The sequence below is a fragment of the Streptomyces violens genome (genome assembly GCF_000717745.1).
In the GTDB taxonomy this organism is placed as follows: Bacteria; Actinomycetota; Actinomycetes; order Streptomycetales; family Streptomycetaceae; genus Streptomyces; species Streptomyces violens.
Window position 1 is genome coordinate 19,086 of the sequence record NZ_JOBH01000018.1, and the last position, 12,582, is coordinate 31,667.

The following is a 12,582-nucleotide window of genomic DNA, read 5'->3' on the forward strand; positions in this document are numbered from 1 at the left end:
TACGAGATGTCCGTGGCGGGGCGCTCGCTGGACCTCGGGCGCATACGTGCAGGTCAGTGGTGCTGTGGTCGGTTCGGGAACCGGCGTTGTCAGACCCCGGCGTTACGGTGAAGGGCGCGGTGGGATCCGGCGTCCGGCGCCGTCGTGAGCAGGCGTTCGGCGCGGCGTGTCCAGGCGTCCGGTTCCGCTGTGCAGCAAGCCGCTCCGCGGTCGTGCGCCGGGTCACCGGCGCCTTCGCGTCAGCGGAACGCCGTCCGGCCACACCTTTGGGTGAACCCGGTCGGCGAAGACCATAAATCGAATGCACGTGCTATAGGCTCGTGTGTGGCATCGAAACGACATCGACAGACATTGCCGCGGCGGCCCCCATACCCTGGGGCGGGGGTGCGCGGCACCCCGCTCCTCTCACGAAAGGTGCCGACCGGCGTGACAGACCGTCTCATCGTCCGTGGCGCTCGCGAGCACAATCTCCGCAACGTCTCGCTCGACCTCCCCCGCGACTCCCTCATCGTCTTCACGGGTCTTTCCGGGTCGGGCAAGTCCTCGCTCGCGTTCGACACGATCTTCGCCGAGGGCCAGCGGCGCTATGTCGAGTCGCTGTCCTCGTACGCCCGGCAGTTCCTCGGGCAGATGGACAAGCCCGATGTGGACTTCATCGAGGGCCTGTCCCCGGCGGTCTCCATCGACCAGAAGTCGACCTCGCGCAACCCGCGCTCCACGGTCGGCACGATCACCGAGGTCTACGACTACCTCCGCCTGCTCTTCGCCCGCATCGGCAAGCCGCACTGCCCCGAGTGCCGCCGGCCGATCGCCCGCCAGTCGCCGCAGGCCATCGTGGACAAGGTCCTGGAGCTGCCCGAGGGCAGCCGGTTCCAGGTGCTCTCGCCGCTGGTCCGCGAGCGCAAGGGCGAGTTCGTCGACCTCTTCTCCGACCTGCAGACCAAGGGGTACAGCCGGGCCCGGGTCGACGGCGAGACGATCCAGCTCTCCGAGCCGCCGAAGCTGAAGAAGCAGGAGAAGCACACGATCGAGGTGGTCGTCGACCGCCTCACGGTCAAGGAGACCGCCAAGCGCCGGCTGACCGACTCCGTCGAGACCGCGCTCGGCCTCTCCGGCGGCATGGTCATCCTCGACTTCGTCGACCTCGACGCCGACGATCCGCAGCGCGAGCGGATGTACTCGGAGCACCTCTACTGCCCGTACGACGACCTGTCGTTCGAGGAGTTGGAGCCGCGCTCCTTCTCCTTCAACTCGCCCTTCGGCGCCTGCCCCGAGTGCACGGGCATCGGTACGCGCATGGAGGTCGACCCCGACCTGATCGTCCCGGACGAGGAGAAGTCGCTCGACGAGGGCGCCATCCACCCCTGGTCGCACGGTCACAACAGGGAGTACTTCGGCCGGCTGATCGGCGCGCTCGCCGACGCGCTCGGCTTCCGTACCGACATCCCCTGGGCCGGCCTGCCGCAGCGCGCCAAGAAGGCCCTGCTCAACGGCCACCGCACACAGATCGAGGTGCGCTACCGGAACCGCTACGGACGGGAGCGCCGGTACACCACGCCGTTCGAGGGCGCCCTGCCGTTCGTCCGGCGGCGGCACTCCGAGGCGGAGAGCGACTCCAGCCGCGAGCGCTTCGAGGGCTATATGCGCGAGGTGCCCTGCCCGGCCTGTGAGGGCACGCGGCTGAAGCCGATCGTGCTGGCCGTCACGGTGCAGGACAAGTCCATCGCCGACGTCGCTGCCATGTCGATCAGCGACTGCGCCGACTTCCTGCGCGACATGACGCTGGACGCCCGCCAGAAGAAGATCGCCGAGCGGGTGCTGAAGGAGGTCAACGAGCGGCTGCGGTTCCTGGTCGACGTCGGCCTGGACTACCTCTCGCTGAACCGCGCGGCCGGCACCCTCTCCGGCGGCGAGGCCCAGCGCATCCGGCTCGCCACCCAGATCGGCTCCGGGCTGGTCGGCGTGCTGTACGTGCTCGACGAGCCGTCCATCGGCCTGCACCAGCGGGACAACCACCGTCTGATCGAGACCCTGGTCCGGCTCCGGGACCTGGGCAACACCCTGATCGTCGTCGAGCACGACGAGGACACCATCAAGACCTCGGACTGGGTGGTGGACATCGGCCCCGGCGCCGGTGAGCACGGCGGCAAGGTCGTGCACAGCGGTCCGTTGAAGGAGCTGCTGGCCAACGAGGAGTCCGCGACCGGGCAGTACCTCTCGGGGAAGAAGGTCATCCCGACGCCCGGCGTGCGCCGGCCCGTGGACTTCGAGCGCCGCCTCACGGTGCACGGCGCGAAGGAGAACAACCTCCGCGACATCGATGTGTCCTTCCCGCTGGGTGTGCTGACCGCCGTCACGGGCGTCTCCGGATCGGGCAAGTCGACGCTGGTCAACGACATCCTCTACACCCACCTGGCGCGGGAGCTGAACGGCGCCAAGTCGGTGCCGGGACGGCACACCCGCGTCGAGGGCGACGACCTGGTCGACAAGGTCGTGCATGTCGACCAGTCGCCCATCGGCCGCACGCCGCGGTCGAACCCGGCGACGTACACCGGCGTCTTCGACCACGTCCGCAAGCTGTTCGCGGAGACGATGGAGGCGAAGGTCCGCGGCTATCTGCCGGGCCGCTTCTCCTTCAACGTCAAGGGCGGCCGCTGCGAGAACTGCTCGGGCGACGGCACGATCAAGATCGAGATGAACTTCCTGCCGGACGTGTACGTGCCGTGCGAGGTGTGCCACGGGGCGCGGTACAACCGCGAGACGCTGGAGGTGCATTACAAGGGCAAGTCCATCGCCGAGGTGCTGGACATGCCGATCGAGGAGGCGCTGGACTTCTTCGAGGCGGTGCCGACGATCTCCCGGCACCTGAAGACGCTCAACGAGGTCGGTCTCGGGTACGTCCGGCTCGGGCAGCCCGCGCCGACGCTGTCCGGCGGTGAGGCGCAGCGCGTGAAGCTGGCGTCGGAGCTGCAGAAGCGGTCCACGGGCCGCACGGTCTACGTCCTGGACGAGCCGACGACCGGTCTGCACTTCGAGGACATCAACAAGCTGATCCGCGTGCTGTCCGGACTGGTCGACAAGGGCAACTCCGTGATCGTCATCGAGCACAACCTCGATGTGATCAAGACGGCGGACTGGGTCGTGGACATGGGCCCGGAGGGCGGCAGCGGCGGCGGCCTCGTCGTCGCCGAGGGCACGCCCGAGCAGGTCGCGGGGGTCCCGGCCAGCCACACCGGCAAGTTCCTGCGGGACATCCTCGGCGACCGGGTCAGCGACGCGGCCTCGTCGAAGGGTGCGCCGGCGAAGCGCTCGGCGGCGAAGAAGACCACGTCGGCGGCGGCCAAGACGGCGGCCAAGAAGACGGCGACGAAGCGGACCGCGGCCAAGAAGACCGTGGCCGCGAAGACGCCTGCGAAGAAGAAGACCGTGACGAAGGCGGTGAAGCCGAAGGGGGCGAAGGGGGAGTCCTGAGGGACGGACGGGGGGCGGACCGGGGCGTAGCCCCTGAGCCTCCGGGCCGGCCGTACCGCGGGGTCGGCCGGCCCGACCTGGAACTGAGCTGCGGGTTCTCAGTTCTCGAGGGTGCGGAGGACGGTGGTGAGGGACGGGAGTGCGGCGGGGCGGCAGTTGTGCGGGAGCTTCCCGAGGACCTTGGCCATGCCGCAGGTGTCGGTCACGGCGGAGAAGACCAGGCCGGCGCCGAGGGCGGCGGACAGGTACTTCGCACCCGGCAGCAGGCGGTCGGCCAGTACCCCGGCCAGCACGATCGACCCGGCGGCCAGCCGGACCTGGCGCTCCATGGGCCAGACGGCACGGCCGTCGGCGGGGTGGTCCAGCGGGTGACCGCCGGCGGCCCAGGCGCTGGTGCCGCCGGTCACCGGGGCGGCGGTGACCCCGGCGTCGGCGAGCAGGTCGCAGGCGGTGGCGGAACGGTTGCCGCCCGCGCAGACCACGGCGAGCGGGCCGCGCGCGGTGACCGAGCGCAGGGTCGCCACGGCTTGGTCGAGCTGGTCGAGGGGCACGTTGAGGGCGCCGGGGATGTGTCCGGAGGCGTACTCCCCGGGGGTGCGGACGTCGATGAGCGTCAGCTCGTGGAGACGGGGGCGGAGATCTTCGACCGACAGGGGTGCGGCGGGGGTGGCCATGCGGGTCCTCTCGCGGACGTACCGGGAATGCGGGTGCAAGGACCAGCGCTACCATACCCACGGGGGTATTCGTGGAAAGGAAAGGCCGTGGAGCTGCCAGCAGAGGAACTGAAAGGCGCCGTCAACCGGCTGCGCCGGGCCCAGGGGCAGATCTCCGGGGTCATAGGGATGATCGAGCAGGGCCGGTCCTGCGAAGAGGTCGTCACGCAGCTGGCCGCCGCCTCCCGTGCCCTGGACCGGGCCGGTTTCGCGATCATCGCCACGGGCCTGGAGCACTGCCTGACGGGCGAGGCCGAGGGCGCGGCCCCGCAGATGGAGCGCGACGAGATGCGCGCCAAGCTGGAGAAGCTCTTCCTGTCGCTGGCGTGATCAGCAGGCCCGAACCCAGGCCCGGCGCCTATCCAGGCTGGGCCTCAGACCCAGGCACGGCCCCAGACCCAACCGCGCCCCGGTCCCAGCCCCAGCCTCGCCCAGGTCAGGCCAGGTCCGACGCGTACGGAGGTTCCGCGCCCGCGCGGGAGCAGGTGAGCGCGGCGGCGCGGGCGGCGAAGCCGAGGATGTCCCGCCAGGCGTCCGCGTCCAGTCGGGCCAGCGCGGCAGGGGAGAGCGCGTGGTGTGCGTCCAGGCGGTGCAGCAGCGCCGCGTTGACCGTGTCGCCTGCGCCGATCGTGTCCACGACGTCGACGCGTACGCCCGGTACGGCCACCTCGCCGGCCGGCGTCATGGCGGTCAGGCCGTCGCCGCCCCGGGTGAGCACCACGGCCGCCGGGCCCGCGGCCAGCCACTCCTTCACCGCTCCGGCCACCGCGTCGGCGGCGGCCGCCTCCGGCAGGTCCTCCGCGCCGGCCAGCCACCGGGCGTCCTCCTCCGAGAGCTTCAGCAGGGCGGTGTGCGGGAGCCAGGAGCGGAAGCGGGCGCGGTAGGCGTCCGGGTCGGCGATCAGGCCGGCGCGGATGTTCGGGTCCAGCGCGGTGAAGACGCCGCGGGCCGCCTCGCGCCGCATCAGCGCTTCGTACGCGCTCGCGCCCGGTTCCAGTACCAGCGAGCAGGTGCCCAGGGAGAGGGCGCGCACGCCGTCGGGGAGGGCGGGCGGCAGGGTGAAGAGGCGGTCGGCGGTGCCCTCGACGTAGAAGCCGTAGCCGGCCGAGCCGTCCGGGCTGATGTCGGCGAGCGCGAGCGTGGTGGGCTCGGCGCCCCGCTGGACCAGCGAGGTGTCCACGCCGGCCGCCCGCAGGCCGGCCAGCAGCGAAACGCCGAAGGCGTCCGTCGAGACCCGCGAGCAGAAGGCGGCGGGGGAGCCGAGCCGGCCCAGCGCGACCGCGGTGTTGTACGGGCCCCCGCCCCGCTGCGGCGACAGCGCGGGCAGCGCGGCGCCGTCCGCGGGCGCGCGCCCGCCGTCCGCTGTGTTCGCGGGGACGAGGTCGATGAGGGCTTCGCCGGCGACGACGATCACGAGGGGGTCCTTTCCGGGGCCGGTCCGGGGCAGTACGGGTGTGTCATGCGGCGCCACCGCACGACGGCGGGGCGGACAACGGGTCAGGTGACAGGGAACGCAGTCATCGCGCACTCACGCCCCATCTCCCTCACCCTCCCCGCACCCGCAAGACGTCCGATGCACGAACTTGCACGGCAGGCGGATGGTGCGCGGTGGCCGGGCCGGGTCGTCCAGGCGGTCCAGGAGGAGCTGGACCGCTGCCGCGCCGATCTCCCGGCTGGGCTGGGAGATCGCGGTGAGGCGGGGGGAGAAGAGGTCCGCCCAGGAGAAGTCGTCGAAGCAGGCGAGCGCGATGTCGTGCGGTACGCGCAGGCCCATCTCGCCGAGGGCCTTCAGGGCGCCGATGGTCATGGCGTTGTTGGCGGTGATCACGGCGGTGGGCGGTTCGGGCGCGGCGAGCAGATGGCGGGTGGCGTCCTCGGCGCCCTCCGCCTCGGAGTTGCCGCCCGCCAGCAGCTCCGGCGCGAACGGCAGCCCGCGGGACCGCAGCCCTTCGCGGTAGCCGGCGACCCGCTCGGTGGTCGTGCTCAGCCCCGGCAGGCCCGCGATCAGGCCGATCCGGGTGTGCCCGAGGTCGGCCAGGTGCTCGACGAGCTGCCGTATCGGCGCGGTGCTCTCGGCGCAGACCTGGTCGTGCGCGTCGCCGACGAGGCGGTCGAGGTAGACGGTGGGGACCGCGCGCTTGGTGACGTACTCGACGAGCGCGGCGGGTTCGGCGGAGGGCGCGACGATCATGCCGTCCACGCGGCGCTCGTGCAGCAGCTGGACGACCTTGCGTTCGTGGACCGGGTCGTCGTGCGGGTCGGCGATCAGCAGGCTGTACCCGGCCTCCAGCGCGCCCGCCTCGACGCCCTGCAGGATCTCGGTGAAGTACGGGTTGCTGATCGCGGAGACCGCGAGGCCGATGGAGCGGGTGCGCGAGGTGACCAGCGAGCGGGCGAGCGTGTTGTGCGTGTAACCCAGCTCGTCGATCGCGTCCAGGACGGACTTGCGGGTGTCGGGGCGCACGGGGCGGGTCTCGTTCAGGACGTGCGAGACGGTCGCCACGGAAACCCCCGCGCGACGTGCGACATCGACCATCGTCGCCATCCGAAGCCGTCCTCCCGACGTGGCCGACGTGTCCGACGGCGTGCGTGATTGTGGGGAAACCGTAACGCATCAGAAGCGTCGCGTAAACGCTTGCGTAAGCGTTTACGTCGGGGCTAGCCTCCCGGAAACCGAGCCGCTGCGGGACGCAGGACCGGCGATGCGGCACCGAGTCGCAGCACCCCGAGTCGCAGCACCAGCATCAGACCAGCACAACGAAGTGGAGGCGCGATATGCGCGCTGTCGTGGTCACCGAGCCGGGCCGAGCCGCCCCGGCCGACGTGCCGGACCCCCGGCCTGAACCCGGCGAGGTCGTCGTCCGCGTCTCCTCGTGCGGCCTGTGCGGGACGGACATGCACATCCTCGGCGGCGAGCTGCCGCCCGTGACGTACCCGGTGATCCCCGGGCACGAGCTGACGGGCGAGGTGATCGCGGTGGGCGAGGGCGTCGCCGCGCCGGCCGTCGGCGACCGGGTCGCCGTGGACCCCAACATGCCGTGCGGCGCCTGTCATTACTGCCGGATCGGCCGCGGCAACCTCTGCGAGGACTACCGCGCGATCGGCGTCACGCAGGCCGGCGGCTTCGCCGAGCGGGTCGCCGTGCCGGCCCGCTGCTGTTACGTGCTCCCCGACTCCTTCTCCGAGGCCGCCGCCGGGCTGATCGAGCCGCTGTCCTGCGCGGTGCACGGGCTGAACCGGCTGCCGCGCCGCCCCGGCGAGCACTACCTGATCTACGGTGCGGGCACGATGGGCCTGATGATGGCCGCGCTCGTACGGACCGCGGGCGCCGCCTCCGTATCGGTGGTGGACCTGAACGAGGAACGGCTGGCGTTCGCCGAGTCGTTCGGCCTGGACGCGGCCGTGACCAGCGCGGACAAGCTCGCGCGGGGCAAGGGCCCGGGCTTCGAGGTGGTCGTGGACGCGACCGGTGCGGTGCCCGCCATCGAGGACGGGCTGGGGCGCGTCCGCAAGGGCGGTACGTTCCTGCAGTTCGGCGTGGTGGACCCGTCCCGCAAGGCCGCGTTCTCGCCGTACCTCGTCTACAACAGCGAGATCGACATCATCGGGTCGATGGCCGTGCACAACAGCTTCCAGCCCGCCATCGACGTCCTCGCCTCGGGGCTCGACCTGGACCCGCTGGTCAGCGACGTCTTCGGCCTGGAGGACTTCGACGAGGCGGTGGCCCGCTTCAAGGCCGGTACCGGGCGCAAGATCCACCTCGCGCCGGCCAAGGGGTGACGCAGATGGCAACCAGCACGCCACCCCGTACGGCGGCACCTCGCCTCAAGAACGCGCTGATCTGGGTCTTCGGCGCCCTCGGCGGCATCCTGTGGGGCTACGACACCGGCGTCATATCCGGCGCGCTGCTCTACATCAAGCGGGACCTCCCGATGAGCCCGCTGCTGGAGGGCATGGTCGTCTCCGGGCTGCTGGTCGGCGCGATGCTCGGCGCCGGCCTCTCCGGGCGGCTGTCGGACTCCTGGGGCCGCCGCCGGCTGATCCTCGCCGCCTCCGGGGTCTTCATCCTCGGCACGCTCGGCGCGGCGTTCGCGACGCACGTCTGGGTGCTGATCGTCTTCCGCTTCGTCCTCGGCATCGGCGTCGGCATCGCGTCCGTCGTCGTCCCGCTGTACCTGACGGAGCTGGCGCCCAAGCATGTGCGCGGCGGGCTGGCCTCGCTGATGCAGCTGCTGGTCACGGTCGGCATCTTCCTCGCGTACGTCACCGACTACCTGCTCCACGACTCCGGCGCCTGGCGCTGGATGATCGGGCTCGGCGTCGTACCGGCCGCGGTACTGGCGGTCGGCATCATCACGCAGCCGGAGAGCCCGCGCTGGCTGGTCGGCAAGGGACGCGGCGACGAGGCGCGGCGGGTGCTGTTCCAGCTGCGCGGGGAGGGCGAGGCGGCCCGGGCCGAACTCGCCGAGATCGAGGAGACCGTACGGACCGAGCGCGAGCAGACCGAGAGCCTGACGTTCCGGCATCTGCTGTCGCCGAAGCTGCGGCCGGTCTTCGTGGTCGGGATGCTGCTGGTGTTCTTCCAGAACTTCGTCGGCATCAACACGATCATCTATTACGCGCCCCGGCTGCTGACCAACGTCGGCTTCGGGGACAGCGGCGCGATCATCGCCACCATGGGGGTCGGCGCGCTGAACATGCTGATGACGCTGCCCGCCATGCGGCTGATCGACCGCAAGGGGCGCAAGCCGCTGCTCCTGTGGGGTGCGCTGGGCATGTGCGTGGCGATGGTGGTGCTGGCCGTCACCAACCTCTCGGGGCTGGGTTACGGGGCGCTGCTGTCCACGCTGACGCTCCTCGGGATCGGGCTGTACATCGCGTCGTTCGCCGTCTCCTGGGGGCCGGTGCAGTGGGTGATGCTGCCCGAGCTGTTCCCGATGCGGCTGCGGGCCGCGGCGGTCAGCCTGTGCGTGATCTTCAACTGGCTGTTCAACATGGCGGTCGCGCTGGTGTTCCCCTCGCTCCTGGACACCTTCGGGGCGGGCGCCAACTTCCTCTTCTTTGCGGTGATGACCTTCCTCGCCTTCGTGTTCGTGCGGAAGCTGCTCCCGGAGACGAAGGGGCGCAGCCTGGAGGAGATCGAACAGGACCTGCTCCGGAGTACCGCGGACCCGGCCGGGGGCGCGGATTCCGTCCCGGTATCGTCGGGAAGCAGCGCCACCCCCTGAGAGCCCGCGCCGCGTCCGGGGGAGCCACCCCAGCCCCGCCCCCCGGAACGCAGGAGTCATGACCATGAGCGAGCCCCTCCACCGCCGTACCGTGCTGCGAGGGGCCGCGCTCGCGGGGATCGCCTGCGTCGGCGCCGCCGCGTGCTCCACGGGCGGCTCGGGGTCGGGCTCGGTCCCGAAGGCGCCCACCCAGGAGACCGAGCTGGGTGCGGCCGACGCGATACCGGTGGGCGGCGCCAAGTTCTATCCCGAGGAGAAGCTGGTTGTCTCGCAGCCGGCCAAGGGCGAGTTCAAGTGCTTCAGCTCGGTGTGCACGCACGCGGGCGCGATCCTGAACAAGCTCGACAAGGAAGTGGCGACCTGCCCGCTGCACGGGAGCCGGTTCGACGTGGCCACGGGGAAGCCTGTGCAGGGCCCGGCGACCACGCCGCTGGAGGAGATCCCGGTCAAGGTCAAGGGCGGCAAGCTGATCGCGGGCGGCTGAGCCGTCCTCGGGGGCGCCCTTCCGCGCGCCCCGAAGGGCTCACCCCCAGTCCCACTCGATCCCGAGCAGCCCCGGCCGTACGGACTGGTCCACCAGGTGGACGGCGCGGTGCTGCCCGCTCAGCGTCAGCTCCTGGCGGGCGGTGCGCGGCGCGCTCGTCGACGCCTGGGCGAAGCGGCCGCAGCGCACCGGGAGCGCCGCCTCATCGAAGCGCACCTGGAGGACGTACTGCCCGCCGGGAAACGGAAAGCCGCGGAAGTACTCGGTGGACTCGCCCGCGGTGCCGTCGCGGAACCCGTAGGAGAAGACGTACGTGTCGCCGGCCCGCAGCCGGGTGTCGAAGAGCAGTTCGGCGACCACGAGCGGCGCTTCGGGGACGTGCCGCACCCGGCCCAGCCGGCAGTTCTCCGTCGCCCTGACCGTCATCCGCGCCGGGTCGGCGCCCTCGTCGCCGCAGTGGATGGCGAGGTACCGGTCGACGCCGTCCCGGTGCGCGCGCACCACCTGCTGCGACTCGCGGTCCAGCAGTTCGCGCCGCGCCCCTATGAGGACCCGCTCGGACTGCCCCACGGTGTGCAGCCCGCCGTCCGTGGGGGCGCCCAGGTCGGCGAGGAGTTTCCGTACGACGTCGGAGTCCTCGGTGAGGGTGCGGTACGACCGGCCCGTGGGGCGCTCGATGTCCGGGTACACCGGGGTCTGCGACTCCAGCAGCCTGGTGAGCGCGCCGGCGGGCAGCTCCAGTACCTCTTCCAGTGCGGTCACCGCGCGCAGCGACTCGGGGCGCTGCGGGCGACGGGCGCCCTGCTGCCAGTAACTGAGGCTGGTGACGCCGACCTTGATGCCGCGCTGCGCGAGCTTGTACTGCACGCGGTGCAGGGCGAGGCCGCGTTCGGCCAGCGCGGCGCGCAGCGCCAGGTGGAACGGGCCGGTGCGCAGCACCTGCGCCAGCCCGGCCGATGCGGCGGTGTCCTGTGTCATTGCCAACCCTCCGGTGCGCGGGGTGAACGTTCACAACCGGAGTTCACAGATCCCGCCGGCGCTGTCCGTTCCTCGCAGATCGCCGGGCAGGGGACGTTCACATCAGGGCCCGTCCGTCCACACCCCTGCGTCACCCCGCATTGAAGCGTGTTGACCTGCCCCGGACAACACCCGATGCTCCTCAGCATCATCCGGATGCGTTCCTCTCCCTCTTCCCACCCCCCTCGGGAGGACCGCCATGCACCGCCCGTCCCGCCGCACACGCATAACCCGTCCCCGTTCCACGCGCCGCAGATGGCCCCTGATCGCGGCCGTCGCCGCCGTCCTCACCGGCTTCCCCGCCGCGACGGCGACGGCCGCCCCCGACACGGCGCTCGCGAGCAAGAAGCTGAACATCACCATGCAGGCCCAGCAGTACAGCAACTGGTGCTGGGCGGCCTCCGGGAACACCATCGCCACCTGGTTCGGCCGCAACTACAGCCAGAACCAGTTCTGCAACGCCTCCTTCGGGCGCCAGCAGGGCACCGCCTGCCCCAACAGCCAGGCCACGCTCGGCGATGTGCAGAACGGCCTGGACTGGGCCGGCATCAGCCCCGGCAACTACGTCAGCGGCTACCTCAACTACAGCACCGTGCAGAGCGAGATCAACGCCAACAGGCCCGTGGAGACCCGCATCCAGTGGTCCTCCGGGGGCGGCCACATGCACGTCCTGTACGGCTTCGACACCGCGAACAACTGGGTGTACTGGGGCGACCCCTGGCCCGACAACAACCGCTACAACTGGGGCGATTACCGCTACTACGTCAACGGCAGCGAGTTCTCCTGGACGCACTCCCTCTACCGGATCGGAGCCTGAGGCGATGACGTACCGGAACGTGAAGCGGGGCGCCGCCACCGCGGTGCTGGCCACCGCCCTCGTCGCCCTGGCCCCGCAGACCGCGCAGGCCGCCGATACTCCCGCACCACCCAAGGCGCCGTCCGTGGCGAGCGTGGCCGCGGCGCACGAAGCGGCGAGTGCCCCCGGCACCCTGAAGACCCTCGCCCGCTTCTTCGCCCGCGACGGCAAGGTGAGCGTCAAGGCCGCGGCGCCGCGCATCGAGGGCGCCACCGTGCCGGTCTACGCGCTCTCGGCGGACTTCGTGCGCGGCCGCTCCGGCGCCCCGGTCGCGAAGCTCGACTTCCTGGCCAGCAAGGCGGTCTCGGCCGACGGCCAGGAGGCGTCGGTGTGGACCGTACGGACGGCGGGCGCGGACGCCTGGCGGGTGGTGAACATCGCCACCGGCGCCGACGAGACGGCGTACGCGGCCAAGGCCCGGGCCAAGGGCGGCACGCTCTTCCGCGAGCCGCAGATCGACGCCTGGTACGTCCAGCGCGGCGACCGCGTGCTGCCGCTGGACGCGGACGCGAAGCGGGCGGTCGGCGCGTCCGGGACCACGGTCGCCGCGTACCAGAAGCGGGTCCACGCGGCGTACGGGGACAAGCTGCCCGGCTCGGCGTACGACCGGCGGGGCGAGGCGGGCGGCTACGAGGAGCCTGCGGCGTCCGGGTCCGCCGTACGGAAGGACGCACCGGAGCCGGTCGCGGCCGCCGCGGCCGCGGACGACAGCGGCCCGCTGGTCGCCGTGCTGACCGCGCTCGGCACCCTCGCCGCGCTGGCACTCGGCGGCACGGTCATGGGGCGCAAGCTGCGGCGGCGCTGAGGCGAGGC

Annotated in this window: 11 protein-coding genes; 7 read left to right on the plus strand and 4 right to left on the minus strand. The window is 71.6% G+C overall.

All coding sequences use genetic code 11. From position 1 onward, the window contains the following. Positions 1-426: 426 nt before the first annotated feature. A complete protein-coding gene (uvrA, locus tag IF04_RS0129215; protein ID WP_037961156.1) occupies positions 427-3,471 on the plus strand; it encodes an excinuclease ABC subunit UvrA in 3,045 nt (1,014 codons plus the stop codon). A 98-nt stretch (positions 3,472-3,569) separates the two neighbouring features. Here uvrA and IF04_RS0129220 read toward each other — a convergent pair whose 3' ends face one another. Beyond that, complete coding sequence (locus IF04_RS0129220) at positions 3,570-4,145, minus strand: rhodanese-like domain-containing protein (RefSeq protein ID WP_030264414.1); 576 nt, start codon at positions 4,143-4,145, stop codon at positions 3,570-3,572. Between the two features lie 27 nt (positions 4,146-4,172). On the opposite strand from IF04_RS0129220, the gene IF04_RS0129225 reads away from it, so the two are divergent. Further along, positions 4,173-4,514 carry a metal-sensitive transcriptional regulator gene (locus IF04_RS0129225; RefSeq protein ID WP_051831651.1) on the plus strand — a complete coding sequence of 114 codons (342 nt, stop codon included), beginning with the start codon at positions 4,173-4,175 and terminating at the stop codon, positions 4,512-4,514. A gap of 106 nt (positions 4,515-4,620) precedes the next feature. On the opposite strand, the gene IF04_RS0129230 is transcribed toward IF04_RS0129225, so the two are convergent. Together IF04_RS0129230 and IF04_RS0129235 are read right to left on the minus strand one after the other, a co-directional pair. After that, positions 4,621-5,598 carry a carbohydrate kinase family protein gene (locus IF04_RS0129230; RefSeq protein ID WP_030264419.1) on the minus strand — a complete coding sequence of 326 codons (978 nt, stop codon included), beginning with the start codon at positions 5,596-5,598 and terminating at the stop codon, positions 4,621-4,623. A gap of 114 nt (positions 5,599-5,712) precedes the next feature. Beyond that, positions 5,713-6,729, minus strand: coding sequence for a LacI family DNA-binding transcriptional regulator (locus IF04_RS0129235; protein WP_030264422.1), 1,017 nt, complete (start codon positions 6,727-6,729; stop codon positions 5,713-5,715). Positions 6,730-6,959: 230 nt separating this feature from the next. Between IF04_RS0129235 and IF04_RS0129240 the strand changes: the two genes are divergently transcribed. The 3 genes from IF04_RS0129240 (at position 6,960) to IF04_RS0129250 (ending at position 9,896) form a co-directional block, all read left to right on the plus strand. After that, positions 6,960-7,964 carry a zinc-dependent alcohol dehydrogenase family protein gene (locus tag IF04_RS0129240; protein WP_030264425.1) on the plus strand — a complete coding sequence of 335 codons (1,005 nt, stop codon included), beginning with the start codon at positions 6,960-6,962 and terminating at the stop codon, positions 7,962-7,964. A gap of 5 nt (positions 7,965-7,969) precedes the next feature. Further along, on the plus strand, positions 7,970-9,412 hold the full coding sequence (locus tag IF04_RS0129245) for a sugar porter family MFS transporter (protein WP_051831652.1): 1,443 nt from the start codon (positions 7,970-7,972) through the stop codon (positions 9,410-9,412). A 64-nt stretch (positions 9,413-9,476) separates the two neighbouring features. After that, the gene (locus IF04_RS0129250) at positions 9,477-9,896 is read left to right on the plus strand and encodes a Rieske (2Fe-2S) protein (protein ID WP_030264430.1); all 420 of its coding nucleotides are present in this window, start codon (positions 9,477-9,479) and stop codon (positions 9,894-9,896) included. A gap of 39 nt (positions 9,897-9,935) precedes the next feature. Here IF04_RS0129250 and IF04_RS0129255 read toward each other — a convergent pair whose 3' ends face one another. Further along, a complete protein-coding gene (locus IF04_RS0129255; protein WP_030264432.1) occupies positions 9,936-10,874 on the minus strand; it encodes a hypothetical protein in 939 nt (312 codons plus the stop codon). A gap of 238 nt (positions 10,875-11,112) precedes the next feature. On the opposite strand from IF04_RS0129255, the gene IF04_RS0129260 reads away from it, so the two are divergent. Both IF04_RS0129260 and IF04_RS0129265 read left to right on the plus strand, forming a co-directional pair. Then, positions 11,113-11,730: a papain-like cysteine protease family protein gene (locus tag IF04_RS0129260; protein ID WP_051831653.1), complete on the plus strand. Its 618-nt coding sequence runs from the start codon at positions 11,113-11,115 to the stop codon at positions 11,728-11,730. 4 nt (positions 11,731-11,734) lie between these two features. Continuing rightward, the gene (locus IF04_RS0129265; protein WP_030264437.1) at positions 11,735-12,574 is read left to right on the plus strand and encodes a hypothetical protein; all 840 of its coding nucleotides are present in this window, start codon (positions 11,735-11,737) and stop codon (positions 12,572-12,574) included. The last annotated feature ends 8 nt before the right edge of the window (positions 12,575-12,582 follow it).